Here is a 23,973-nt window from a genome sequence, read left to right on the forward strand (position 1 = left end):
GGTGCGGCTTCAGCGGCGCGCCGGGTTCACAGGCCCACGAGCTTGTACAGCCCGCCGACCTCCTGCCGGTTCAGCACGCGCATCGAGCCGGGCCGCTGGTTGCCGAGCAGCACGTCGCCGACCGCGGTGCGCACCAGCGACTCCACCGGGTAGCCGACGTGCTCCATCAGCCGGCGCACGATGTGCTTGCGGCCCTCGTGCACGACGATCTCGACGAGTGCCTTGCCCGGCACCGCCGTGACCAGCTTGAACGAGTCGACCTTGACCGGGCCGTCCTCCAGTTCGACGCCCGCCTTGAGCTTCTTGCCCAGGCCGCGCTCGACCGGGCCGGGCACCTCGGCGAGGTAGGTCTTCTTGACGTTGTAGCTCGGGTGCATCAACCGGTGCGCCAGCTCACCGTCGTTCGTGAGCAGCAGCAACCCCTCGGTCTCCGCGTCGAGCCTGCCGACGTGGAAGAGCCGCTCCTTGCGGTTGCGCACCAGGTCGCCGACGCACGGCCGGCCCAGGTCGTCCTCCATGGTGGACAGGATCCCGAACGGCTTGTTCAGCGCGATCGTGACGACGTCCTCGCGGATCTGCACCCGCACGCCGTCGACGTGCACGACCGCGGTCTCGGGGTCGATCCGGCGGCCCTGCTCGCGCACCACCTTGCCGTCGACCTGCACCCGCCCCTGGTCGATCAGCTCCTCCGAAGCACGGCGTGAGGCGACACCGGCCTGCGCGAGCACCTTCTGCAGGCGCACGCCCTCGTTCTCAGACATCGTCGATCGCATCCACTTCGGGCAGCAGCGGAGCGATCGGCGGCAGGTCGTTCAACGACGACAGCCCCAACCGCTCCAGGAACAGTTCGGTCGTGCGGTACAGGATCCCACCCGTGTCGCTGTCGGTGCCCGTCTCCTCGATGAGCCCCCGTGCGACCAGGGTCCGGATCACACCGTCGACGTTGACGCCGCGAACCGCCGCGATCCGCGCCCTCGTGACGGGCTGCCGGTAGGCGATCACCGCGAGCGTCTCCAGGGCAGCGCGGGTGAGTTTCGCGCGCTGGCCGTCGAGCAGCAGCTTCTCCACGAACGGGGCGAACCGGTCTCGCGTGTAGAACCGCCAGCCGTCCCCCGCCCTGCGCAGGTCGATGCCGCTGCCGGACTCGGTGTACCGGGTGGAGAGTCTACGGAGTGCCTGCTTGATTCGCTTAACCGGCTGCTCAAGGGCACTGCTCAGCTGGTCTTCCGCGATGGGGCTGTCCACGACGAGCAGCACCGACTCCAGCGCGCCGTCGAGCTCGGCGTCGTCGGTGAGGTCGGGCAGGCCGGAGTCCTCGATCTGCTCCTCGGGTGCGGCGGCGAGGAGCTGCGCTTCGAGCTGGGCGGCGTCCTCGGCCCCGGTCCCGGTCTCCGTCCCGGCGGGCTCGGTGACCGGGAGCTCCGGCTGGGGCTCGGCGGGCCGGGGCTTGGACCGGCGCTTCGCGGGCTTCGTCTCCGCGGCACCCGCCCCGAACTTCGCGGCCAGCGCCGCGGCCGCCGCGTCGTACTCCGCCGCGCCCGTGCCACCGTCGAACGCCGGCCCCGGCCGCTCCACCTGTGCCGCGTCCGGCCCGACGACCGGCTCCGGCCCGACCTCTGGGTCGCTCATTCGTAGTCCTCGTCCTCGTCGCCGGCCGGTGCCGCGGCCTGCGCCTGTTCCAACGTCCCGCCGACCCACGTCACCTGCAGCGGCCCGAGCGGGTCCTCCTGCTCGAAGGCGAGCGACTTCTCCCGGTACAGCTCCAGCAGCGCCAGGAAGCGTGCGACGACCTGCATCGTCTCGGTGCAGTCGGCGACGATCTCCGTGAACGACGCCGTGCCGCGCTCCACCAGGAACGTCCGCAGCTCGTCTGCGGTCGCGCGGATCGACACGCGGTGCTGGTGGACGTGGGCGGTGGACAGGGTGCGCTTGGGCTTCGGCCGGAACGCGGCGGCGGCGATCAGCGCGAACTTGTCGGGGGTGACGCCGAGCATCACCTCGGGCAGCAGGCCCTCGAAGCGCGGTTCCAGCGCCACCGAGCGCGGGTAGCGGCGGTAGGCGCCCTGTTCGAGCTCGGCGAACAGGGCCGCGACCTGCTTGTAGGCGCGGTACTGCAGCAGGCGGGCGAACAGCAGGTCGCGCGCCTCCAGCAGGGCCAGGTCGTCCTCGTCCTCGACGTCGCCCGCGGGCAGCAGCCGGGCCGCCTTCAGGTCCAGCAGGGTCGCGGCGATCACCAGGAACTCGGTGGTCTCGTCGAGGTCCCAGGCGGAGCCGAGCGCGCGGATGTGGGCGATGAAGTCGTCGGTGACCCGGTGCAGGGCCACCTCGGTCACGTCGAGGGTGTGCTGGGAGATGAGCTGCAGCAGCAGGTCGAACGGGCCCTCGAAGTTCGTGAGCCGGACCTTGAACCTGCCGTCGTCGACCACCTCGGGAGCAGCAGCGGGTGTTTCCTCGGTCACTGCTCGCGCAACCTGCGCACCAGCAACGACGCGTCCCCGTGCGCCTCCAGGTCGTCCAGCACGATCGCGATCGCCTCGCGCACCACCCGGCCGCGGTCGACCCCGAGGCCGTGCGACGCGCGCAACGCGAGCCGCGCGGTCTCCAGCGCCAGCAGCTCCTCGTCGGACACGTAGACGGTGATCTTCGTGGTGTGCCCGGTCCGCCCGGACCCGCGGCGCTGCTGCGCGGCCGTGCCGCCGGACGGCACCTCTGCCGGGGTGGCGGCGGGTGCCGAGGTCAGGCGGAACAGCTCGGCCGCGCCCGGCAGTGAGGGGCGACGGGTCACCGGGCGATCACCTCGCGGGCCAGCGCGCGGTAGGCGTTGGCACCGGAGGAGCGCGGGGCCCACCGGGTGATCGGCTCACCGGCCACGGTGGTCTCCGGGAAGCGCACCGTGCGGTTGATGACCGAGTCGAACACGATCTCGCCGAACGCCTCCACGACCCGCGCCATGACCTCGCGCGAGTGCAGCGTGCGGGGGTCGTACATCGTGGCGAGGATGCCGGTGATGGTGAGCTTGGGGTTCAACCGTTCCTTGACCTTCTCGATGGTGTCGATGAGCAGTGCCACCCCGCGCAGCGAGAAGAACTCGCACTCCAGCGGGATCAGCACGCCGTCCGCGGCCGCGAGGGCGTTCACCGTGAGCAGGCCGAGCGAGGGCTGGCAGTCGACCAGCACGTAGTCGTAGTGGTCGATGACGGGGCGGAGGGTGCGCACGAGGGTGTGCTCGCGGCCCACCTCGGACACCAGCTGGATCTCCGCGGCCGAGAGGTCGATGTTGCTCGGCAGCAGGTCCATGTCGTCGACCATGGTCTTGCGGATGACGTCGGGAACGGCGGTGTCGTTCTCCATGATGACGTTGTAGATCGTGGTTTCCAGCTGGTGCGGGTGCACGCCGAGGCCCACGGACAGCGCGCCCTGCGGGTCGAAGTCGACGAGCAGCACCCGTCTGCCGTACTCGGCCAGCGCGGCGCCCAGGTTGATGGTCGTCGTCGTCTTGCCGACGCCGCCCTTCTGGTTGCACACCGCGAGGATCTTCGCCGGGCCGTGGTGCAGCAACGGCGGCGGGGCCGGGAGCGCGCGGCGGGCGCGACCGGTCGGGCCGATGCCGTCGACCTGCTCGTGGGCGACGTCGTCCACCGGCGCGGCGTGCGGGGCCAGGCTCAGGTCGGCACGGGGCGCGAAAGCGTGCTCCGGTGTCGACATGGCTGGCGTTCCCTCACTGGTCGTAGTCGTCTCTCGGGGCGCAGCCTAGGCCGCACCCGTGCGAGCGGCAACGCGCCTCGCCGTGTCCTGGAGGGGGCGGGAGAATGTTTCGGGGGTCGGCATGTGACTGTCAAGACTCAGTCAGGCCGGAACATCCGAACGTGTGCGCCGGTCCGCGGCCGTCAGCACCACGTCGAGCAGGCCGGGGAACAGGAGGTCCAGGTCATCGCGGCGCAGTGACACCCAGCGCTGGTTGCCGCGGCACCGGGTCCGGGTGAGGCCCGCTTCCCGCAGCACGCGCAGGTGCTGGGACAGGGTCGACTTCGCCACGTCGACCTCGAAGGCCCCGCACAGCCTCTCTCCGCTGGACTGGATCTGGCGAACGACCGCGAGCCTCGTCGGGTCGCTCAGCGCGTGCAGCACGGAGGCAAGATCGATGGCCTGGGGGGACGGCTCGTCCAAGTTCGGCACCTGTCCACCGTACCCGTGGAAGCCTCATGTTCCAGTGGCCCGAGGGTGTGCAGTTGCGTAGACCTCCCTCAAAGTCGTAACGGTTACCAGTGTGTACACCTGAGTGGTCGTAACCGATGCGTGCCCGAGAAGTTCCTGCACCACCCGAACGTCGGCACCCCCTTCGAGCAGATGGGTGGCGAACGAATGCCGCAACGTGTGGGGGGAGACCGCGGCGGTGATGCCGGCTTCCTCCGCCGCGGTCTTCAACACGGTCCACGCGCTCTGCCGGGAAAGCCGTCCGCCGCGCGCGTTCAGGAACAACGCGGGCGTGCCACGCCCCTTGGCCGCCAGCGCGGGGCGCGCTCTCACGAGGTAGGCGTCCACCGCCGCCAGCGCCGGGCGCCCCACCGGGACGAGTCGTTGCTTGCCGCCCTTGCCGTCGAGCAGCACGGTGCGTTCGGCGGCGTCGACGTCGTCCACGTCGAGCCCGACGACCTCGGAGATTCGCGCTCCCGTGGAGTACAGCAACTCCAGCAGCGCCTTGTCCCTGAGGTTCCCCACGGTGTCGAGCAGGGTCAGCACATCGTTGACGGGCAAGGCTTTCGGCAGTCTCTTGGGCGGTGATGGCGGGTGCACGGCGCGTGCGGCGTCATGGGGCACCACACCTTCACGGTGCGCGAAGCGGTGAAGTCCCCGCACAGCAACCAATGTGCGCGCTGCGGACGAAGCGGCCAAACCGCTTTCGCGCAACGCCGCCAGGAACTCGCTCACGTGGGACTCGGTCACCGCCGCCAGGTCGGTGATGCCGAGCGACTCCAGGTGCTCGGTGTACCGGCGCAGGTCGCGGGTGTAGGAGTCGAGGGTGTTGCGCGCGGTGCCGCGTTCGACGGCGAGGTGGTCGAGGTAGCTCGCCACCAGGTCTGCTACCACGCCAGTCCTTCCAGCACGATCTCTCCTCCACGCGCGTTGACGCCCTTGGCCAGCGCCGGGTCTTCTGCGACAGCGCGGTCGAAACCCTTGTCCGCCAACGCGAGGACGTATGGCAGTGTCACGTTCGTCAACGCGTAGGTCGACGTGTTCGGCACGGCACCGGGCATGTTCGCGACGCAGTAGAACACCGAGTCGTGCACACGGTAGGTGGGATCGTCGTGCGTCGTCGGCCGCGAGTCCTCGAAACAGCCGCCCTGGTCGATCGCGATGTCCACGAGCACGCTCCCAGGCCGCATCCGCGACACCAGGTCGTTGCCGACGAGCTTCGGCGCGCGGGCACCGGGCACGAGCACCGCGCCGATCACGAGGTCCGCCCAGCGGCACGCCTTCTCGACCTCGTAGGCGTTGGACGCGATGGTCTGCAGGTGCCCGCGGTAGGTGAAGTCGATCTGCCGCAACCGGTTGACGTTGGTGTCGAGCACGACGACTTCGGCCTGCATGCCGACCGCCATCGTCGCCGCGTTCATGCCGGCCACGCCCGCGCCGATCACCGCGACCTTGCCCGCCGCGACACCGGGTGCGCCGCCGAGCAGCACACCGCGGCCGCCCTGCGCGCGTTCCAGGCAGTGTGCGCCGACCTGGGCGGCCATCCGCCCGGCGATCTCGCTCATCGGCGCCAGCAACGGCAGCGACCCGTCGGGCAGCTGCACGGTCTCGTAGGCGATGGCCGTGACGCCGGCCTCCGCGATGGCCCGCGTGCACCCCGGCGCGGCCGCGAGGTGCAGGTAGGTGAAGAGCACCTGGTCGCGGCGCATCCGGTGGAACTCGGGCTCGATCGGTTCCTTGACCTTCAGCACCAGCTCGGCCGCCGCCCACACCTCGTCCGCGGTCGCGGCGATCCGCGCTCCCGCGGCCGTGTACTCGTCGTCGGGGAAGGACGACCCGGCACCGGCCTCGTGCTCGACCACGACCTCGTGCCCGCGGCGGACCAGCTCGACCACACCGGCGGGCGTGATGGCGACGCGGTACTCGTGGTTCTTGATCTCCTTTGGGACACCGACCAACATCGTCGCAGCGTATTCCGCAACTCGGCCTCCTGCATCGGATAACGTGCGCAGGCGTGTCAGAACCTTTCGGGCCAGAGCAGCAGCGCATCGGCAACCAACAGCGCGAAGAGGCGATCACCGCGCTCAACGACCACTTCGCGCAAGCGCGGCTCGACATCTCCGAGTACCAGGACCGGGTCAACCGCGCGTCGAACGCGCAGTCCTACGCCGAGCTCGCGGAGCTGTTCCGCGACCTCCCGCAGCCGCACCCGCCGTTCCTCGCGCCGCCGTCGGTGCCGTTCGCCGCCGTTCCGCCGCCCATGCCCACGCAGCCGTACGCCCCGCCGCAGCAGCAGTACACCGGGCCCCACCCGCAGCAGTACACGGGCCCGCAGCCGCAGCAGTACGCGCAGCCGCAGTACGCCACGCCGCCGCCTCCCGGCATGGGCTACCCCGGCGCGCCCTACGGCTACGACCCGGTCAGCGGCATCCCGTACTCGGACAAGTCGAAGGTCGCCGCGGGCGTGCTGCAGCTGTTCCTCGGCCAGTTCGGCGTCGGCCGCTTCTACATGGGTGACACGGGCATCGCGGTCGCGCAGCTGCTGACCTGCGGCGGCTGCGGCATCTGGGCGCTGGTCGACGGCATCATCATCCTGGTCAACGGCGGCACGGACTCCGAAGGCCGCCCCCTCCGCGGCTGACTCCTGGCTTTCATGGCGTCTGCAAGTACCACCAACTGCCAGTCGGTAGTACTTGCAGACGCCTGAACAGCAGGGGTCAGATGCCGGCCAGGTTGCGGCCGATGCCCCACACGAGCGCGAACGCGATCACCAGGCCCGGCACCCGTTTCGGGATCTGCCGGGGCTGGCCCGTCCACGACGCCCGGATCCACCGCGCGAACAGCCACACGGCGAACGGCACGCCGACGACGAGCATGGCCGCGTTGAAGTGCCACGCCGCCACGACGTCGCCGTGCAGCAGTGCGTGTGCCATGCGCGTGATGCCGCAACCGGGGCAGTTGAGGCCCGTGAGCCAGTTGAACGGGCACTTGGGCAGCAAGTTGCCGGGCTGGTTCGGGTCGACGAACAGCAGCACCACGGCACCCGCGCCCCCCACCGCGAGCACGCTGAGGGGCGCCCGCAACCTCCGCAGGGCGCCCCTCAGCGTCTTCACGGGAGAACCTACTTCCCGCGCGCCGCGAACCGGGTGGGCTTGTCCTGGAACGGGGCGTCGGCGGGACGCGGCTCCGCGCGGCCCTCCAGCACCTCGCGGGCGGCGAGCAGACCGGCGACCGACGAGGCGTTCACGATCTCACCGGAGAGCACCATCCGCACCGCCTCGGCGAGCGGGAAGCGGTGGACCTCCAGGTCCGCCTCCTCCTCGCCCTGCACGTCGCGGTCCACCGAGGTCAGGCCGCGGGCGAGGAACACCCGCACGACCTCGTCGGTGAAACCGGGCGAGGCGGCCACGTCGACCAGGACGTGCCACTCGGTGGCGTCCAGGCCGACCTCCTCGACCAGCTCGCGGCGCGCACCGGTCACGGGCGGTTCGCCGTCGTGGTCGAGCAGGCCCGCCGGCAGCTCCCACAGGTGTCGGCCGAGCGCGTGCCGGTACTGGTGGACCAGCGTGACCTCGCCGGAGTCGGAGACCGCGACGACCGCGACGGCACCGGTGTGCTCGACGATCTCGCGCTTGGCCGTGCCGCCGCCGGGCATCTCGACCTCGTCGACGCGCAGCGCCAGGATCTTCCCGACGTGCAGGTCCTCGCTGGCGACGGTGCGGAAGTCGTGCCGAGTGGTCACTTCGCGGCTCCCGCGGTCAGGGGGAGGCGGTCAGCCACCCGGTAGTCGATCGCGGCCTTCACGAACGCCGCGAACAGCGGGTGCGGCTTCGTGGGACGGGACTTGAGCTCGGGGTGCGCCTGCGTGGCCGCGTAGAACGGGTGCACGTCGGCGGGCAGCTCGACGAACTCGACGAGGCGGCCGTCCGGCGAGGTGCCGGAGAAGACCAGGCCGGCGTCGGCGAGCTTGTCGCGGTAGGCGTTGTTCACCTCGTAGCGGTGCCGGTGCCGTTCGGACACCTCGGTCGTGCCGTAGGCGTTCGCGACCACCGAGCCCGGCGTCAGCTTCGCGACGTACGCGCCGAGCCGCATAGTGCCGCCCATGTCCCGCTGGCCGGAGACGACGTCCTCCTGGTCGGCCATCGTGGAGATGACCGGCGAGCCGCCCTCGTCGAACTCCGACGAGATCGCGTCCTCGATGCCCGCGAGGTTCCGCGCGGCCTCGATGACCATGCACTGCAGGCCCAGGCACAGGCCCAGCGTCGGCACACCGCGGGTGCGGGTGTGCTTCAGTGCGCCGATCTTGCCCTCGATGCCGCGCACGCCGAACCCGCCGGGGATCAGCACCGCGTCCATGCCGGACAACGCGCGCGCCGCGCCCTCGGGCGTCTGGCACTCGTCCGACGGCACCCACTTGATCTCGACCTTGGCGTGGTGGGCGAACCCGCCGGCGCGCAGCGCCTCGGTGACCGACAGGTAGGCGTCGGGCAGGTCGACGTACTTGCCGACGAGCGCGATCTTCACCGTCTCCGCCGGGTTGTGCACGCGCTCCAGCAGGTCGCCCCACACCGTCCAGTCGACGTCGCGGAACGGCAGGTCGAGGCGGCGCACGACGTAGGCGTCGAGGCCCTCGGCGTGCAGCACCTTCGGGATGTCGTAGATCGACGGCGCGTCCACGGCGGCCACGACGGCGTCGGTGTCGACGTCGCACATCAGGCCGATCTTGCGCTTGAGCGAGTCCGGGATCTCCCGGTCCGCGCGGCACACGATCGCGTCGGGCTGGATGCCGATGTTGCGCAGCGCCGCGACGGAGTGCTGGGTCGGCTTGGTCTTCAGCTCGCCGGACGGCGCCAGGTACGGCACCAGGCTGACGTGCAGGAAGAAGACGTTGTCGCGGCCGACGTCGTGGCGGACCTGGCGGCACGCCTCCAGGAACGGCAGCGACTCGATGTCGCCGACCGTGCCGCCGACCTCGGTGATGACCACGTCGGGCGTGACGCCGTCGGCGTCCGGCTCGGCCATCGCGCGGATGCGGCGCTTGATCTCGTCGGTGATGTGCGGGATCACCTGGACCGTGTCGCCCAGGTACTCGCCGCGCCGCTCCTTGGCGATCACCTCGGAGTAGACCTGGCCGGTCGTGACGTTCGCGTCACCGCTCAGGTCGCGCGCGAGGAACCGCTCGTAGTGGCCGATGTCGAGGTCCGTCTCGGCACCGTCGTCGGTCACGAAGACCTCGCCGTGCTGGAACGGGTTCATCGTGCCGGGGTCCACGTTGAGGTACGGGTCGAGCTTCTGCATCGTTACCCGCAGGCCGCGCGAGGTGAGCAACTGGCCGAGGCTGGAGGCTGTGAGCCCCTTGCCCAGCGAGGAGGCGACGCCTCCTGTGACGAAGACGTGCTTGGTCGTACGTGCCTGCTGCACCAACGGGGCTCCCGTGAAAATCGTGGGGGTGAATCCCCCTATCCACGGGCCATAACGCTAACACGCCGCCGGTCACTCAGCGCACCACGACCCGGCAGATCACATCACCCGATCGGCGCAGCGCGTGGACCGGCTTCATCCCTGCCTGCGTGCGAGCAGGAAACCGGACCGGAACCGCTCGCCGTCGTGCGGTGCCCGCTCCAGCCGTCCGACCTCGGCGAACCCGGTCTGCCCCAGCAGCTCCGCCATCGCGGCGGGGACCCACTCCCACGCCGGGGCGACCCTGTGGTCGACCTCTCGCGGCAGCGGATCGTCACCGGCGAGGTACCCGAGCAGCAGCACACCGCCCGGTGAAAGCACCCGATGGAGGTCCGCGATGGCAACCGGGAGTTGCGGTGGCGGCAGGTGGATCGTCGAGAACAGCGCCAGCACCCCGCCGAGCGCGCCGTCGGCGACCTCCAGCGCCGGCATCGCCCCCTGCTCGAACCGCAGGTGCGGCCGGTCCGCGCGGGCCAGGGCGACCATCTCCGCCGACGGGTCGATGCCGAACACCTCCGGCCCGAGCGCCCGCAGGTGCGCCGTCACGTGACCGGGCCCGCAGCCGACGTCGGCGACCGGGCCGCCGTCGTGGGCGAGCACGAGCTCGGCGAACGCGGCCAGCAGCGCGCGTTCCAGCGGGAGGGTGTCGAGCACGTCGCGGAACAGCTCGGCGTAGAGCGGCGCGACGGCGTCGTAGGCGGCACCGGTTGCGGTCACGGCGGAAACCGCAGCCCTTCGCGGTGCGGGATTTCCCGAACCACCGGCGACGGGCCGCGCGATCGGGAATCGTGGTGCCGTGACCTTCGACGTGGTGGGAGCGGCGGCCAGGGCGGTGCGGAACCGCGCGGCCGCCTGGCGGTTCATCGAAGGGTTCGCGGCCTGGTGGGCCGAGCCGATCGAGGCGCAGGACGGCTGGAGCAACGCGGACCTCGACGCCGCGGAGGCCCGGCTGGGCGTGCGGATACCGGCGGCGTTGCGCGAGGCCTACGCGTTGTTCGGCAAGCGCCCCGACCTGACCAGCAACCAGGACCGGCTGCTGCTGCCCGCGGAGCTGCGCATGGAGGGCGACGTTCTGGTGTTCCGCGACGAGAACCAGTGGGTGGCGGCCTGGGGCACGACCGCGCGGGACGAGGACCCGGCGGTGCTGATCAAGCTGGACCTGGTCGACAAGTCCGAGGAGACCTGGGACCCCTGGCTGCCGCGGCTGTCGCACGCGTGCGTGGAGCTGGTGCTGTCGGAGGCGTTGTTCCGCGACGGCGCCCAGACGGCCGACAGGGAGATGTCCGCGGCGGACACCTCCCTGCTGGAGCGCGAGTTCGAGCTGTTGCCGTTGCACAGCCCGAACACCCGGTGGTTCGGCACCGACGACGTGCTCATCCGCGAGGACGACCGGCAGTGGCTGTGGGCCCGTGCCCGCACGCCCCGCGCGCTGGACGAGCTGCTCGCGGTGCTGCCGGGCGACTGGACGACCGAGTACTAGCTCGCGTTTCCCGGCGAGGACGCCTCGGCGTTGCCCGCCACCCCGTAGCGGCCCGCGCGGCCTTCGAGCTGTTCGTGCAGCGCCAGCACGACGACGACCCGGCCGGCCGAGGTGTCCGAGTTGTCGACGGTGGACAGGACGGACGTGGCGTTGGTGTCCGCGCGCACCACGCCGAGGGCGCCGGTGCCGTTGGCGGACCCGTTCGCACCGGCCAGGACGACGCCCGCACCGGAGCGGTCGAGCTGGGTGGCGAACCGCGCGATCGTGGAGGCCCGGTCCGCTGCCGAGTCGCCGAGCGCCGCACCGCCGGTCAGCACGACGGCGAGCTGTGCGGGCTTCACGCTGGAGGTGGCCTTCACGAAGCCCGCGTTGGAGAGCCCGGCGAGCGCCGCCGCGGCCTCGTCCGGGGTCGCCTGCGGCTGGTTGCCGGTGGGGTTGAGCAGCAGCAACGCGCCGAACAGGCCACCGGCGCGGGTGCCGGGGTCGCCGGCGGTCGGCAGCTGCGAGCCGGCGGGTTGCAGGCGGGCGACGAGCTCGCGGAGCTGGTCGGCGCGGGACGGGTCGGCGAACGCGTCGGTCAGCTGGACCTCACCGGTGACGGTGGCACCGGCGGACTTCAGCAGCCCGCTTAGCGCGTCGCGGTCGGAGGGGCGGGCGTCCGAGGTGGTCACCAGCACGACCGTGCGGTCGGTCAGCCGGTCCTTCACCGCGAGCGGCCCGACCGACGCGGCGAACTCGTCGGCGTCGGTCAGCTTGGCGTTCACCGCGTTGCGGTCGTTCTGCAGGTCGTTCACCTGCTGTGCCAACGAGTTCTTCTCGTCGCTCAGCCCGGACAGCAGTCTGCCGCTGATCGCGGTGGACCCCAGCACGACGCCCACCGCCAGCGCGAGGAACACGGCGGTGATCGAAACTATGTGGTAGCGCAGCGTGATCACGAGAAGAACCCCTTGAACCAGTTGACGACGGAGTGCCAGCCGTCGACCACGATGTCGACGTAGACGTGACCGACGCCGGAGACCGCCAGCGCCGCGGCCATGGCGGCGATCGCGGCGGCCACCAGCAGGGTGATCACGCCCAACGACACCCGGCTGCGGTGCAGGGTCGCGACGGCCTCCCCGTCGACGAGCTTGCTGCCGAGCTTCAGCCGGGTGAGGAACGTGGAGGGGTTGGACCCGGAGTGCCCGCGGTCGAGGAACTCGCGCAGCGTCGCGCGCAGCCCCACCGTCACGACGAGGGACGCGCCGTGCGCCTCGGCCAGCAGCAGGGCGAGGTCCTCGGCGTTGCCGGACGCGGGGAAGGTCACCGCGCCGATGCCGAGGTCCTGGATGCGTTGCAGGCCGGGCGCGTGGCCGTCGGTCTGCGCCGGCACGACCACCTCGGTGGCCGCGCGCAGCGACGCGGTGCCGATGCCGTCGGGGTCGCCGACGACGATGTCCGGTGCGAGGCCCGCGTCGTGCAGCGTGTCCGCGCCGGTGTCGACCCCGATCAGCACCGGCCGGTACTCGCGGATGTACTTCTTGAGCTTGCGCAGCTCCTCGGCGTGCGAGGGGCCGCCGGCGACGACGAGCACCTGCCGGTCGCGCATCGGGACGTACACCTCGGGCACGCCGACGCCGTCGAGGACGAGCGCGCGTTCCCGGCGCAGGAACTCGATGGTGTTGGCGGAGAACGCCTCCAGCTGTGCCGACATGCCGGCCTTCGCCTCGATCATGGCGTCGGCGATGCTTTCCGCGTTCTGCTCGATCCCCGTCGCGAGCTCGCGTTCACCCGCGTACACGACCCCTTCGTGCAGGCGGATCTTCGTGCCTTCCCTGATCTCGCGCAGGGCGGTCGCGCCGACGTTGTCGATGAGCGGAATGCCCGCCTCGATCAGCAGTTCCGGGCCCAGGTTGGGAAAGCGCCCGGAAATGGACGGCGACGCGTTCACGACGCCCACCACCTCTGCGGCGACGAGGGCCTCCGCGGTGCGCCGGTCGAGGTCGACCAGGTCGAACACGGCCACGTCCCCGGGGCTGACCCGCCGCACCAGGTCGCTCACGCGCCGATCCACCCGCGCGACGCCGGTGACACCGGGAAGTTGGTGGTTGGTGCGGTTCAGCAACCCGGAAAGCTTCATGAGCCGATAGTGACTCACGTTGCGCACGGGACAGGTGAGGCACGCCGGGTCTTTTCCCGCCCTCAGTCGTCGGGGTGAACCACTACGGCCCCAAACGCGACGACAACGGCGGCCAGCAGCACCCAGGTGCCCGTTCCGAAGCCCGCTTCCAGACCGGGGTCGATGGTGATGTTGCCCGTTTTGTGAAAGCTGATGGCGTTCACCAAATACACGAACAACATTCCTGTGGTTCCGGCGAGTGCGGCCGCCCCTGCGAACGCGAACCTCCGCAGGAAGACACCGGCGAGGAGCACCAGCGCCGCGGCGGCGACGGGGATGCCGAACAGCGGCCCGTGCGGGTCGGTCACCTCACCGAACTGCGTGCGCCAGCCGGTCGTGACGAACTCGGTCTGCGGCTGGTCGGGTGCGAGCCGGATCCGCAGCTCCGACAGCGGCAGGAACGTCGCGACGACCGCCATCGCCGCCGCGAGCACGACGAGCCCGATCTTGAGGATCTTCCTCACGCCACCGCCTCCCGTTGTGCCGCAACGGCACCGACGAGCGCCACGACCGTGCCGACGGCCAGGAACAGCAGCCCGTAGCCGAGCGCGAAGTCGCCCTGCTGGTCCCCGGCGTGCCCGCGTTCCGAGACGACCAGCGCCACCACGACCGCGACCGCCCCGGCCTGGCCGAGCGCGCCCGCGAGCGCCGCCCAGCGCACCTTCACCCCGGCGACGAGCAGCACCACCGTGGCGGCGACCGGGATGCCGTACCAGGGCGAGAGGTCACCGGCCGGCCAGTCGCCCGGCTTGTTCACGACCTCCGTGCCCCAGGCCCGCACCACCACCTCGACGCCACCGGCGTAGGTGGTCGAGTACCACGGCAGCACCAGCGCTCCCGCCGTCAGCACCACCCCCACCGCGATCAACGCGATCGCCGTCGGTCGTCCGATCACCGAGCCTCCTGTTGTCCGACCGCGATCCCGAACGGCGGTGTGTCGTCGTCCGCCCCCAGCTGTTCCGGTTCCGGTTCCGGCGCCGGGCGCTGGGCCAGCACCGCACCGGCCAAGCCGACCAGCGCCGCCGCCACCAGCAGCGGGAAACCGGGCAGGAGGTGCTGTTCGTAGTGCCAGGGCGACGAGGCGATGAGGGCGTTCGCCAGTTCCGCGCGGCGCAGCACGCCGACCGCGAACGTCAGCACGAGCCCGGCGAACACCCCGGCCGCGACCAGCACCGCCGGACGTGCCACGGCGGCGGTCCTGCCCTCCCGCAGCGTGCACACCACCGCCACCACCATGAGCACCGCGGCGACCACGATCGGCAGGCCCTCGGAGAACACGCCGCCGTCCGGGAGCGGCGAGGGCGCACTCGACCGCGTGCCCCACAACGAGGTGGTGGACGTGATGACGATCTGCTGCGAGACCTCCGTCTCGACGAACACGTCCCTGGTGGCACCGGCTCCGGCCAGTGCCCCGCCCAGCACCACGAGCAGCGCGGCGGTCCTCCGGCGGTCAGTCACCCCGGCGCTCCACTGGCAGGGCGATGCCGAACGGCGGTGTCGCGTCGTCCGCGACCGGCTCTGCCGCGTGCGGCCGTTGCGCGAGCACCGCGCCGGCCAGCCCGGCGAGCGTTCCCGCGACCAGCAGGTAGAAGCCGGGCAGGGCGGTCTGCGCGTACCGGTAGTCGGAGCTCGCCTCGAACGCGTTCGCGACCTGCAGCTGGTGCAGCGTCTCGACGACGAACAACAGCAGCACGCCGGCGAGCGCTCCGGCACCGGCCAGGGTCGCGAGGCGCGCCGCCCCGGCGACCTTCGCACCGGCGAGCGTGCCCAGCGCGGCCACCACCATCACCGCGGCGGCGGCCACGACGGGCCATCCGGGGTCCGCCGCGACGTCGAACACCGGGTAGCCCGGCGCGTCGGTCCTCCGCTCCCACAGCGAGACGACCTGGGTGAAGGTGCGCCCCTCGCCCACGAACCGGTGGCCGAGCACGTCGAGGAAGCAGGCGGCGCCGGTGAGCACCCCGCCCAGCACCACGACCCCGGCGGCGATCCGGCGGTCAGTCACCGCGCGCCTCCCCGGTGGTGGGGAAGGCGATCCCGAACGGCGGCGTGTCGTCGTCGGTGAACTGGTGCACCACCACCGCGTCGTCCGCCGGCGGCTCCGTGCGCGGCCGCGACCGCTGGGCGAGCACCGCGCCCACCAGACCGGCCGCCGCCGCCAGCACCAGCAGGTGGAAGCCGGAGTCGAAGTGGTAGGCGAACCCGGTGGCGGCCTCGAAGGCGTTGTTCATCTCCTCCTCGCGCAGCACCCCGACCCCGTAGGCCACCACGACCCCGAGGAACGCGGCCGCCGCGGCGAGCGCGACGACGCGGGCGGGCTGGACGCCCCGGCCCCGGCGGAGGGCGAGCAGCCCGGCCACCACCGTGAGCGCGGCGGTGAACAACACCGGTGCGCCGACGTTCAGCAGCGGGCTGATCTCGTGGCCGTCCGGCAGCGGTACCGAGCCCTCCCACAGCGAGCCGCTGAACGCGAACGAGTCGACCGGCGACGTGTGCATCGCCGTGTACATGGGCAGCTGGTTGCCGACCCCCACCAGCACCCCGCACAGGACCAGCAGCAGAGCGGCCGGCCTCCCCCGGTCAGTCACGTCGCTGCTCCTGCTCGCTCTTCGTCTCCACCACCACCGGGAACCCGTAGGGCGGTGTGTCCTCGTCGTCGCCCTCGACCTGGTGGATCACCACACCGTCCGCGGGCCGCTCCGCCCGGTGCCACGGCAGCTCCTGGTGCAGCAAAGCCGCCACGACCCCCACCCCCGCGGCGACGAGCAGCACCGTGATCCCGTTGCCCCGCACCACGTCCAGCGGCACGGGCACGGTCAGCTCCGCCAGCCGCCGCACGACCTGCTGCACCTGGTTGAGCGCCAGCCAGGCCAGCCCCACCAGCGCCCCGGCCCCGAGCAACGACCCGAGCCGCGCCACCGGCTGCCGGAACGACAGCACCGCAGACAACGCCATCACCACGGCCGCCGCGAGCGCCGGCCACCCGTAGTCGATCGGCGCCAGCATCAGCGACCCGCGGAAGTCGTCGTGCTCGATCCCCCACGTCGTCGCCTCGAACCGCAACGTGCGGTTCGCGAACTCCGTCTCCACCGAATACCCGACCAGGAACGTGGCGGCCACCGCCAGCCCCGCGGCCACGAGCACCAGCACCGCCCCGAACACCCGGCGCGTGGTCACATCCGGTCCACCTTCCACCGCACCACCGTGTGCGTCCGCTGACCGGGCATCGGTCACGTTCTCACCATCATGCCCAACCAGCGGGGGTTCAGCGCGGTTCGGCACCCGCGCGGCCCACCCGCCGGACCCGCGCGACCGCGTCCCCACCGAGCCCGCGGTCCCCCCGGCCCGCGCCGGCTCAGGACTTCTTCTTCCGCCTCCGCACCACCGGAGCCGCCGACTTGTCGGCGTTCGCCGCCGCCAGCAGCTCTTCCGCGTGGGCGCGGCCGGTGTCGGTCGAGTCCATGCCCGCGAGCATGCGCGCCAGCTCCACCACCCGCTGCGTCTCGTCGAGCCTGCGGACCGCGGAGCGGGTGAAGCGGCCGTCGGCCGACTTGTCCACGACGAGGTGGCGGTCGGCGAACGCGGCCACCTGCGGGAGGTGGGTGACGACGATGACCTGGTGCGAACGGGCCAGGCGGGCGAGGCGGCGGCCCACCTCGACGGCCGCACGGCCGCCGACGCCCGCGTCGACCTCGTCGAAGACGAGGGTCGGGACCGGGTCGGAGTGCGACAGCACGACCTCGAGGGCCAGCATCACGCGGGACAGCTCACCGCCGGAGGCGCCCTTGTGCACGGGCAGTGCGGGGGCACCGGGGTGCGAGATCAGGCGCAGCTCGACCTCGTCGACGCCCGAGGAGCCGGCGTGCAGGATCGAGCGGCCCACGGGCAGTGCCTGCGAGTCGCCGGACTCGGCGTGGCGGGGGCGGACCGCGAGCTCGACCGAGGCGTGCGGCATGGCGAGGCCGTCGAGCTCCTCGGTGACGGCCTTGCCCAGCTCCAGCGCGGCCTCGGTGCGGGCGGCGGTGACCTGGGCGGCGAGCACGCCGAGCTCCGCCGCCAGCTCGTCGCGGCGCTTGGCCAGCCCGGCCAGCGCGTCCTCGGAGGTGTCGAGGCCGTTCAGGCGCGAGCGGGCATCGGCGGCCCAGGCGATCACGCCGTCGACGTCGGCGGCGTACTTGCGGGTCAGCGCCTTCAGCTCGGCCTGGCGCTGCAGCACCTGCTCCAGGCGGCCTGGGTCGGCGTCGAGGTGGTCGAGGTAGCCGGAAATCTCCGCGCCGACGTCGGCGAGCAGCGTCGCCGCCTCCACCAGCCGCGGTTCCATCTCACGCAGCCGCGGGTCGTCCGACGTGGACAGGCGGCGGGCGGCCTCGGAGATCAGGCCGAGCGCACCGGGGTTGTCCGGGTCGCCCTCCAGCGATCCGGACACCGCGAACTGGGCACCGGACGCGGCCTCGCGCAGCTGGTCGGCGTCGGCCAGGCGGCGGGCCTCGTCGTGCAGCTCCTGCTCCTCGCCCGGCTTGGGGTCGACCGCGTCGATCTCGGTCAGGCCGTGCCGCAGCAGGTCGGCCTCGCGGGCCAGCTCACGGGAGCGTTCGGTGCGTTCGCGCAGCTCGGAGGCGACCTTCAGCCACTCGTCGCGGATGCGCCGGTACTCGCGCAACGGCTCGGCCACGTCGTCGCCCGCGAAGCGGTCCAGCACACCGCGCTGCTCGGTCGGGCGCATGAGCCGCAGCTGGTCGTTCTGGCCGTGCACGGCGATCAGCTGCTCCGCCAGCTCGGACAGCACGCCGACGGGCACGGACCGGCCACCGACGTGTGCGCGCGAACGACCGTCCGCACCCACGGTGCGGATGGCGATCAGCGAGCCGTCCTCGTCCGCCTCGCCGCCGACCTCCTCGGCGACCTTGGCCGCCGGGCTGCCCGCCGGGGCCTGGAAACGGCCCTCCACCACGGCTTTGTCGGACCCGGTGCGAACCCGGGACGCCTCCGCACGGCCTCCGCCGAGCAGGTGCAACCCGGTCACGACCATGGTCTTGCCAGCACCCGTCTCACCGGTGACGACGGTGAATCCGGGGTCGAGCTCGAGGGTGGCCTCTTCAATCACGCCAAGGCCATTGATGCGCATCTCGGCCAGCACAGGGCGAACCTTACTTGTCGGGTCCGACAGTTCGGGGTGGGGCGTACCTCTGGGGGCACCATGACGAGCCGGTGCCGGCGCACCGAGCGGCGCGGTCAACCTGCCGATGGTCCCCGCCACCCCTTGACCGGCAGGTCGAACTTCTCCACCAGCCGGTCGGTGAACGGGGCGTGGCGCAGCCGCACGACCTTGAGCGGCACCTCGCCCTCCACGACCTCGATCCGGGCGCCGGCGGGCAGCTCGAACGTGCGCCGCCCGTCAGCGGACAACGCCGCCGGGTGCCCGGTGGCCTCGATCTCGAACGCCACGTGCGACTTCGGCGAGACGACCAGCGGCCGTGCGAACAGCGCGTGCGCGTTGCTCGGCACCACCAGGATCGCCTGCACGTCCGGCCACACGACCGGCCCGCCCGCGGAGAACGCGTAGGCGGTCGACCCGGTCGGCGTCGCGCAGAGCACGCCGTCGCAGCCGAACGCCGACACCGGCCGGCCGTCGACCTCGACGACGACCTCCAGGATGCGTTCGCGGATGAGCTTCTCGACGCTGATCTCGTTGAGCGCCCACGTCTTCACGACGACCTCGCCGCCGACGGTGGCGACCAGGTCGAGCGTCATGCGCTCTTCCACGAAGTAGTCGCGTTCCAGGACGTGGCCGATGGCCTCGTGCAGCGCGTCCGAGTCGGCTTCGGCGAGGAACCCGACGCGGCCCAGGTTGACGCCCAGCACCGGCACCCCGGCGGGCCGGGCGAGCTCGGCGCCGCGCAGCAGCGTGCCGTCACCGCCCAGCACCAGCACGAGCTCGGTGCCCTCGGCGGCGTGGTCGTCCGCGGGCACGACCTTGGTGCAGCACGACGGCCCGAGGTCGCGGGCCTCGTCGTCGAGCACCCTGGTCGTGACGCCGCCGACGGCGAGCCGGCCCGCGACCTGACGGGCGAGATCGATGTTGCTCTGGTGACCGGTGTGGACGACCAGCAGGACTTCCCTCATCAGGGCCCTTCTTCGACGGCGGTGCGCACCATCTCCGCGGGGTCGACCGGGTCGCCCCTGCGCAGCCAGAGGAAGTACTCGACGTTGCCGGACGGGCCGGGCAGCGGGCTCGCGACGACCCCGTGCACGGCCAGTCCGAGCCCGGCCGCCGCACTGGTCACGTCGAGCACGGCCGCGGCACGCAGCGCGGGGTCGCGCACGACGCCACCGGAGCCGAGGCGTTCCTTGCCGACCTCGAACTGCGGTTTGACCATCGGCAGCAGGTCGCCTTCCTCGTCGAGGCACGCGGCCAGTGCGGGGAGCACAAGCCTCAACGAGATGAACGAGAGATCGGCCACCACGAGTTCAACCCGGCCGCCGATGTCCTCGGGCGTGAGGGTGCGGACGTTGGTCTTGTCCTTGACCACGACCCGGTCGTCGGTCTGCAGCTTCCAGTCGAGCAGACCCCTGCCGACGTCGGCCGCGACGACCTGCCGCGCACCGCCGCGCAGCAGCACGTCGGTGAAACCGCCAGTGGATGCGCCCGCGTCCAGGCACCGCTTGCCCGTCGGGTCGATCTTGAAGCCCTCGAGCGCGCCGATCAGCTTGTGCGCACCTCGGGACGCCCAGTTCGGGTCGTTGCCGAGGTCTCTGACGACAACCGCGTCCGAGGTCTCCACCGCGGTCGCCGGTTTGGTGGCGACGGTGCCGCGCACCGTCACACGCCCGTCGGCGACGAGCTGGCTGGCGTGCTCACGGGACCGGGCGAGCCCCCTGCGCACGAGTTCGGCGTCGAGCCGCACCCTGCGTGGCACTGTGCATCACACCTTGTCGATGCTCGACAGTGCTTCGGTGAGCGTGGCGTGCACGGCGTCGAACCTCGCCACGTGCTCGGCCAGCGGCACCGTCTCGAGCCCGTCGAGCCGCTCCAGCGCGCCGTTGATGGCGTCGGCCGGGTTGGGCGGCGGTCCGGGCAGGGGGTAGCTCACGCCCCTACGGTAGCCGATGCAAGACCGACAGGTCCGCGCCGACATACGTGGGGCGCTGGTCTTCCGGAAGCGCTTGCGCCTCCTGCTCCGTCGACACGCCCGTGAGCACGAGCAGCGAGTCCATGCCCGCGTTCACCGCGCCCAGGACATCGGTGTCGAGCCGGTCGCCGATGACCAGCGGCCGGTGGGCACCCAGGTCCTTCGCCGCCTGCTGCAGCAGCGGGGTGGCGGGCTTGCCGGCCACGAGCGGCTCAGCGTCGGTGGCGGCCTTGAGCGCCGCGACGAGGCTGCCGTTGCCGGGCAGCAGGCCGCGTTCGGTGGGCAGCGTCACATCGACGTTGCAGGCCACCCACAGCGCGCCGCCGCGGATGGCCACGGCGGCCTCGGCCAGCTCACGCCAGCCGAGGTCCGTGCTGAGGCCCTGCAGCACCGCGGTGGCGTGCTCCGCGGTGTCCACGGGGGTGAGCCCGCGCTTCAGCACCTCGGCCTGGAGGGCCTCGGTGCCGAGCACGAGCACGTTCGTCCGCGCGGGCAGGCGTTCGGCCAGCATGGCCGCGCCCGCCTGGGCCGACGTGCTCACCTCGTCGATGCTCGTGTCGAACCCGAGCTCGACGAGGTGGTCGGCCACCGCCTGCGGTGAGCGGGAGGCGTTGTTGGTGACGTACCGGATCCCGACGCCCTTGGCCCTCGCCTGCGCGACGGCTTCCGCTGCGCCCGGCACTGCCTCGGACCCGCGGTAGACGGTGCCGTCGAGGTCGATCAGCAACGCGTCGTACCGGTCCACCAACGTTTCGCTCACTGCTGTCCGATCTCCTCGGGGGAGGGGTCCTGCGTCAGCTCGAACGCGCGCTCGGCGGCGTCGGTCTCCCCTTCGTCGTCGGCCTCGGCGGCGTTGAGGAACCACTTGACGGCTTCCTCGATGCGGTCGGCCGCGGCCAGGTTGTCGGCGTAAGCGTAGAAGAGCCGCGCCGAGTACGGGGTGCGCTGGCCGGGGTCGAGGTCCGGCCCCTGCAACGCCACCACGGCCGCCTCGAACTGACCCATGTCGCGACGGGCACCGGCCGCGACGATGCGCAGCTCGATCTCGTCCTCCTGGCTCAGCTCCTTGGCCGACGGGTCCTTCGCGAGGTCGATGGCCCGCTCCGGCCGCCCGAGGGCGCGCTCGCAGTCGGCCATGATCGCGAGGTGGCCGGGACCGGCCATCATCCGGCGCGCGGCGCGCAGCTCGCTGAGCGCCTCCGCCCACTCGTCGGCGAAGTACGCGGTGAGACCGGCGGCCTCGCGCACCACACCGACCCGCGCCGCCTTGCTGCGCGCGTACCGGGCGTGCTCCAGCGCCAGCTCGGGCTCCTCGTCGATCAGCAGCCCGGCCGCGGCCAGGTGCCGTCCGACGATCTCCGCGAGCCCCTTGGGGAGGCTGCGGAGCTCGGCCTTGATCTCCGGGTCGAGCAGGGAGAGGTCGGCCTCCTCCGGCAGCTCGGGACGCCCGCCGCGGGGACCGCTCGGCGCCTCGTCCCGGTCGTCGCGCTCGGCGGCGGTGCTGCCGGTGTCGCTGTTGCCGGTCGTGACGTCGGCGGTGCTGCCGGTCGTGCTCTCGGGCGTGCCAGTCGTGCTGTCGTCGCGAGGATCGGCGTCGGCCGGCTCGGCGGCCGCGATGGCCTCGGCGGCGGTGTCGTCGCTGTCGGCCTTCTCGGCGTCGACGGCGGGCGCCGTGGTGTCAGCGGTGTCGGCGTCGTCGGCGACCGAGTCGTCGGCGTCGGACTGGCCGCGGGCAGCGGCGCGCGAGGCGGCCGCACCGTCACCGAGCCGGTAGCCGGCGCGTGCGGGGGCGGCCTCGGCGGCGGAGGTCACGTCCTCGGCGGAGTTCGCCTCGGCCGTCGGCTCCTGGTCGGCGATCCGCTCCTGGAAGCGGGCCGCACGCTCACGGCTGCGCTCGTCGCGGCGGTCGTCGCGCTGGGGCGCCTCGGACCGGTCGTCCGAGTTGTACCCGCCACGGCCGCCACGGTCAGCGCGGTCGTCGGACCGGTTCCCGCGGTAGCCACCCCGGTCGCCGTCCTTGCGGAAGCCCGGACGGTCGTCCGACCGGTTGCCCCGGTACCCGCCCCGGTCACCGGAGTCGTTGCCGCGGTACCCGCCGCGGTCGTCACGGCGGTCGCTGCCGCGGTCGTCGGAGCGGTTGCCCCGGTACCCGCCGCGGTCGCCGGAGTCGTTGCCGCGGTAACCCGGACGGTCGCCGTCCTTGCGGAAACCACCGCGGTCGGAGGACCGGTCGTCACGGCGGTACCCGCCGCGGTCGCCCGAGTCGTTGCCTCGGTAGCCGCCCCGGTCGCCATCCTTGCGGAAGCTCGGACGGTCGTCGGAACGGTTGCCGCGATATCCGCCGCGGTCACCGGAGTCGCTGCTGCGGTAGCTGCTGCGCTCGCCGTCCTTGCGGAAGGCGGGACGGTCGTCGGAGCGGTTGCCGCGGTACCCGCCGCGGTCGCCGGAGTCGTTGCCCCGGTAACCCGGACGGTCGCCGCCGCGGTCGCTGGAACGGTCATCGCGGCGGAACCCGCCGCGGTCGCCACCGGAGCGGTCGTCACGGCGGAACCCGCCGCGCTCGCCGGAGCCTTCCTTGCGGTAGCCGCCGCGGTCGCCGGAGCTCTCGCCGCGGTAGCCGGGACGGTCGCCCGAGGAGCGGGAGCCACCGCGCTCGTTCGAGTCGCCGCGGTACCCGGGACGTGAGCCGCGGTCGCTGGAACGGTCGTCGCGGCGGAAACCACCGCGGTCGCCAGAGTCGTTGCCGCGGTAGCCACCGCGCTCGCCGTCCTTGCGGAAACCCGGACGGTCGTCGGAACGGTTGCCGCGGTAGCCACCCCGGTCACCGGAGTCGTTGCCCCGGTAACCCGGACGGTCGCCGGTGCGGGACCCGCGGTCGCTGGACGAGCGGTAGCCGCCGCGGTCATTCGAGTCGCCGCCGCGGTAGCCGGGGCGGTCGCCAGAGGAACGGGAGCCGCCGCGGTCACCGGAGTCGCTGCTGCGGTAGCTCGGACGGTCGCCGTCCTTGCGGAAGCCGCCGCGGTCGGAAGAGCGGTCGTTGGACCGGTAACCACCGCGGTCGCCGGCACCTTCCTTGCGGTACCCGCCGCGGTCGGACGAGTCCTTGCCGCGGTAGCCGGGGCGGTCGCCGCCGCTGCGGTCCGAGCGGTAGCCGCCGCGGTCGGACGAGCTGCCGGCGCGGTTGTCTCGACGGTCGCCGCTCTGGTTGCGGTCGCCGGAGCCCTCACCACGCTGGTACCCACCGCGGTCGTCGCGGCGGTCGTTGCTGCTGAACTTGCGGTCGCCTGCTGAGTGGCCACCATCGGCGGAACGGCGCGGTCGGTCTCCCTGGCCACGCTGACGGTCGCCGGGACGATCCCCGAACCTTGACACCAAATCCTCCTACTAGAGACACGCTGAAAGGGGCTTGTGAGCGAGCACTTTAGTTGTGCCCCGCATCACAAGCCCCTTTCAGGGAAGTAAGTTCGGCGGCGACCTACTCTCCCACACCGTAACCAGTGCAGTACCATCGGCGCAGAAGGGCTTAACTACCGGGTTCGGAATGGGACCGGGTG

Annotated in this window: 28 protein-coding genes and 1 rRNA gene; 2 read left to right on the plus strand and 27 right to left on the minus strand. The window is 72.1% G+C overall.

The annotated features are described in order from the left end of the window. Positions 1-26 precede the first annotated feature (26 nt). From ACZ7CH_RS22075 to ald, 8 genes are all read right to left on the minus strand, one after another. The gene (locus tag ACZ7CH_RS22075; protein WP_360392593.1) at positions 27-761 is read right to left on the minus strand and encodes a pseudouridine synthase; all 735 of its coding nucleotides are present in this window, start codon (positions 759-761) and stop codon (positions 27-29) included. After that, the gene (gene scpB, locus ACZ7CH_RS22080) at positions 754-1,629 is read right to left on the minus strand and encodes an SMC-Scp complex subunit ScpB (RefSeq protein ID WP_470374718.1); all 876 of its coding nucleotides are present in this window, start codon (positions 1,627-1,629) and stop codon (positions 754-756) included. The genes ACZ7CH_RS22075 and scpB overlap by 8 nt, the downstream gene beginning before the upstream one ends. Next, positions 1,626-2,459 (minus strand): segregation and condensation protein A, encoded by an 834-nt coding sequence (locus tag ACZ7CH_RS22085; RefSeq protein WP_360392598.1) that lies wholly within the window; start codon positions 2,457-2,459, stop codon positions 1,626-1,628. Before ACZ7CH_RS22085 ends, scpB begins: the two co-directional genes overlap by 4 nt. Continuing rightward, the gene (locus ACZ7CH_RS22090; RefSeq protein WP_458430921.1) at positions 2,456-2,785 is read right to left on the minus strand and encodes a hypothetical protein; all 330 of its coding nucleotides are present in this window, start codon (positions 2,783-2,785) and stop codon (positions 2,456-2,458) included. The genes ACZ7CH_RS22085 and ACZ7CH_RS22090 overlap by 4 nt, the downstream gene beginning before the upstream one ends. Beyond that, complete coding sequence (locus ACZ7CH_RS22095) at positions 2,782-3,705, minus strand: ParA family protein (protein WP_360392604.1); 924 nt, start codon at positions 3,703-3,705, stop codon at positions 2,782-2,784. Before ACZ7CH_RS22095 ends, ACZ7CH_RS22090 begins: the two co-directional genes overlap by 4 nt. A 141-nt stretch (positions 3,706-3,846) precedes the next feature. Further along, entirely contained in the window at positions 3,847-4,176 is a 330-nt protein-coding gene (locus ACZ7CH_RS22100) for an ArsR/SmtB family transcription factor (RefSeq protein WP_360392606.1), read from the minus strand. Between the two features lie 24 nt (positions 4,177-4,200). Beyond that, on the minus strand, positions 4,201-5,076 hold the full coding sequence (xerD, locus tag ACZ7CH_RS22105) for a site-specific tyrosine recombinase XerD (protein WP_360392705.1): 876 nt from the start codon (positions 5,074-5,076) through the stop codon (positions 4,201-4,203). Between the two features lie 5 nt (positions 5,077-5,081). Continuing rightward, positions 5,082-6,155 carry an alanine dehydrogenase gene (gene ald, locus ACZ7CH_RS22110; RefSeq protein ID WP_458430920.1) on the minus strand — a complete coding sequence of 358 codons (1,074 nt, stop codon included), beginning with the start codon at positions 6,153-6,155 and terminating at the stop codon, positions 5,082-5,084. Positions 6,156-6,208: 53 nt separating this feature from the next. Between ald and ACZ7CH_RS22115 the strand changes: the two genes are divergently transcribed. Beyond that, on the plus strand, positions 6,209-6,835 hold the full coding sequence (locus ACZ7CH_RS22115) for an NINE protein (RefSeq protein ID WP_360392612.1): 627 nt from the start codon (positions 6,209-6,211) through the stop codon (positions 6,833-6,835). Positions 6,836-6,911: 76 nt separating this feature from the next. Here ACZ7CH_RS22115 and ACZ7CH_RS22120 read toward each other — a convergent pair whose 3' ends face one another. From ACZ7CH_RS22120 to ACZ7CH_RS22135, 4 genes are all read right to left on the minus strand, one after another. Then, a complete protein-coding gene (locus ACZ7CH_RS22120) occupies positions 6,912-7,307 on the minus strand; it encodes a DUF2752 domain-containing protein (RefSeq protein ID WP_360392615.1) in 396 nt (131 codons plus the stop codon). An 8-nt stretch (positions 7,308-7,315) separates the two neighbouring features. Then, positions 7,316-7,936 (minus strand): NUDIX hydrolase, encoded by a 621-nt coding sequence (locus tag ACZ7CH_RS22125; RefSeq protein ID WP_360392617.1) that lies wholly within the window; start codon positions 7,934-7,936, stop codon positions 7,316-7,318. After that, complete coding sequence (locus tag ACZ7CH_RS22130; protein WP_458430917.1) at positions 7,933-9,615, minus strand: CTP synthase; 1,683 nt, start codon at positions 9,613-9,615, stop codon at positions 7,933-7,935. Before ACZ7CH_RS22130 ends, ACZ7CH_RS22125 begins: the two co-directional genes overlap by 4 nt. Before the next feature lie 135 nt (positions 9,616-9,750). Continuing rightward, positions 9,751-10,371 carry a class I SAM-dependent methyltransferase gene (locus tag ACZ7CH_RS22135; RefSeq protein ID WP_470374719.1) on the minus strand — a complete coding sequence of 207 codons (621 nt, stop codon included), beginning with the start codon at positions 10,369-10,371 and terminating at the stop codon, positions 9,751-9,753. Between the two features lie 79 nt (positions 10,372-10,450). Between ACZ7CH_RS22135 and ACZ7CH_RS22140 the strand changes: the two genes are divergently transcribed. Next, positions 10,451-11,134 (plus strand): hypothetical protein, encoded by a 684-nt coding sequence (locus tag ACZ7CH_RS22140; protein WP_470374720.1) that lies wholly within the window; start codon positions 10,451-10,453, stop codon positions 11,132-11,134. On the opposite strand, the gene ACZ7CH_RS22145 is transcribed toward ACZ7CH_RS22140, so the two are convergent. The 15 genes from ACZ7CH_RS22145 to rrf form a co-directional block, all read right to left on the minus strand. Then, positions 11,131-12,069 carry a copper transporter gene (locus ACZ7CH_RS22145; RefSeq protein ID WP_458430915.1) on the minus strand — a complete coding sequence of 313 codons (939 nt, stop codon included), beginning with the start codon at positions 12,067-12,069 and terminating at the stop codon, positions 11,131-11,133. The genes ACZ7CH_RS22140 and ACZ7CH_RS22145 overlap by 4 nt on opposite strands. Next, on the minus strand, positions 12,066-13,250 hold the full coding sequence (steA, locus tag ACZ7CH_RS22150; protein ID WP_360392628.1) for a putative cytokinetic ring protein SteA: 1,185 nt from the start codon (positions 13,248-13,250) through the stop codon (positions 12,066-12,068). Before steA ends, ACZ7CH_RS22145 begins: the two co-directional genes overlap by 4 nt. Positions 13,251-13,312: 62 nt before the next feature. Continuing rightward, the gene (locus ACZ7CH_RS22155) at positions 13,313-13,753 is read right to left on the minus strand and encodes a hypothetical protein (RefSeq protein WP_458430914.1); all 441 of its coding nucleotides are present in this window, start codon (positions 13,751-13,753) and stop codon (positions 13,313-13,315) included. After that, positions 13,750-14,184: a hypothetical protein gene (locus ACZ7CH_RS22160; RefSeq protein WP_470374721.1), complete on the minus strand. Its 435-nt coding sequence runs from the start codon at positions 14,182-14,184 to the stop codon at positions 13,750-13,752. The genes ACZ7CH_RS22155 and ACZ7CH_RS22160 overlap by 4 nt, the downstream gene beginning before the upstream one ends. Then, positions 14,181-14,747, minus strand: a complete 567-nt coding sequence (locus tag ACZ7CH_RS22165) for a hypothetical protein (RefSeq protein ID WP_470374722.1) — start codon at positions 14,745-14,747, stop codon at positions 14,181-14,183. The genes ACZ7CH_RS22160 and ACZ7CH_RS22165 overlap by 4 nt, the downstream gene beginning before the upstream one ends. Then, entirely contained in the window at positions 14,740-15,294 is a 555-nt protein-coding gene (locus tag ACZ7CH_RS22170; protein WP_470374723.1) for a hypothetical protein, read from the minus strand. The genes ACZ7CH_RS22165 and ACZ7CH_RS22170 overlap by 8 nt, the downstream gene beginning before the upstream one ends. Beyond that, entirely contained in the window at positions 15,287-15,877 is a 591-nt protein-coding gene (locus ACZ7CH_RS22175; RefSeq protein ID WP_470374724.1) for a hypothetical protein, read from the minus strand. Before ACZ7CH_RS22175 ends, ACZ7CH_RS22170 begins: the two co-directional genes overlap by 8 nt. Continuing rightward, a complete protein-coding gene (locus ACZ7CH_RS22180; RefSeq protein ID WP_360392645.1) occupies positions 15,870-16,466 on the minus strand; it encodes a hypothetical protein in 597 nt (198 codons plus the stop codon). The genes ACZ7CH_RS22175 and ACZ7CH_RS22180 overlap by 8 nt, the downstream gene beginning before the upstream one ends. Before the next feature lie 178 nt (positions 16,467-16,644). Beyond that, positions 16,645-18,426 (minus strand): DNA repair protein RecN, encoded by a 1,782-nt coding sequence (gene recN, locus ACZ7CH_RS22185; protein WP_458430910.1) that lies wholly within the window; start codon positions 18,424-18,426, stop codon positions 16,645-16,647. A gap of 95 nt (positions 18,427-18,521) precedes the next feature. Next, positions 18,522-19,412, minus strand: a complete 891-nt coding sequence (locus tag ACZ7CH_RS22190; protein WP_458430909.1) for an NAD kinase — start codon at positions 19,410-19,412, stop codon at positions 18,522-18,524. Continuing rightward, positions 19,412-20,206 (minus strand): TlyA family RNA methyltransferase, encoded by a 795-nt coding sequence (locus tag ACZ7CH_RS22195; protein ID WP_360392654.1) that lies wholly within the window; start codon positions 20,204-20,206, stop codon positions 19,412-19,414. Before ACZ7CH_RS22195 ends, ACZ7CH_RS22190 begins: the two co-directional genes overlap by 1 nt. A gap of 6 nt (positions 20,207-20,212) precedes the next feature. Then, complete coding sequence (locus ACZ7CH_RS22200) at positions 20,213-20,380, minus strand: hypothetical protein (RefSeq protein WP_458430908.1); 168 nt, start codon at positions 20,378-20,380, stop codon at positions 20,213-20,215. A gap of 4 nt (positions 20,381-20,384) precedes the next feature. After that, positions 20,385-21,179, minus strand: a complete 795-nt coding sequence (locus ACZ7CH_RS22205) for an HAD-IIA family hydrolase (RefSeq protein ID WP_470374725.1) — start codon at positions 21,177-21,179, stop codon at positions 20,385-20,387. Beyond that, positions 21,176-23,791, minus strand: coding sequence for a hypothetical protein (locus tag ACZ7CH_RS22210; RefSeq protein ID WP_470374726.1), 2,616 nt, complete (start codon positions 23,789-23,791; stop codon positions 21,176-21,178). The genes ACZ7CH_RS22205 and ACZ7CH_RS22210 overlap by 4 nt, the downstream gene beginning before the upstream one ends. Positions 23,792-23,881: 90 nt before the next feature. Next, a 5S ribosomal RNA gene (rrf, locus tag ACZ7CH_RS22215) occupies positions 23,882-23,973 on the minus strand; the annotation flags it as partial.

The sequence above is a fragment of the Lentzea sp. NPDC037011 genome (genome assembly GCF_055607425.1).

Excerpts from the sequence above, each read along its gene's own strand:
- ACZ7CH_RS22190 (WP_458430909.1), bottom strand. The coding sequence starts at position 19,412 with ATGAGGGAAGTCCTGCTGGTCGTCCACACCGGTCACCAGAGCAACATC.
- steA (WP_360392628.1), bottom strand. The coding sequence starts at position 13,250 with ATGAAGCTTTCCGGGTTGCTGAACCGCACCAACCACCAACTTCCCGGT.
- ald (WP_458430920.1), bottom strand. The coding sequence starts at position 6,155 with ATGTTGGTCGGTGTCCCAAAGGAGATCAAGAACCACGAGTACCGCGTC.
- scpB (WP_470374718.1), bottom strand. The coding sequence starts at position 1,629 with ATGAGCGACCCAGAGGTCGGGCCGGAGCCGGTCGTCGGGCCGGACGCG.
- ACZ7CH_RS22075 (WP_360392593.1), bottom strand. The coding sequence starts at position 761 with ATGTCTGAGAACGAGGGCGTGCGCCTGCAGAAGGTGCTCGCGCAGGCC.
- ACZ7CH_RS22095 (WP_360392604.1), bottom strand. The coding sequence starts at position 3,705 with ATGTCGACACCGGAGCACGCTTTCGCGCCCCGTGCCGACCTGAGCCTG.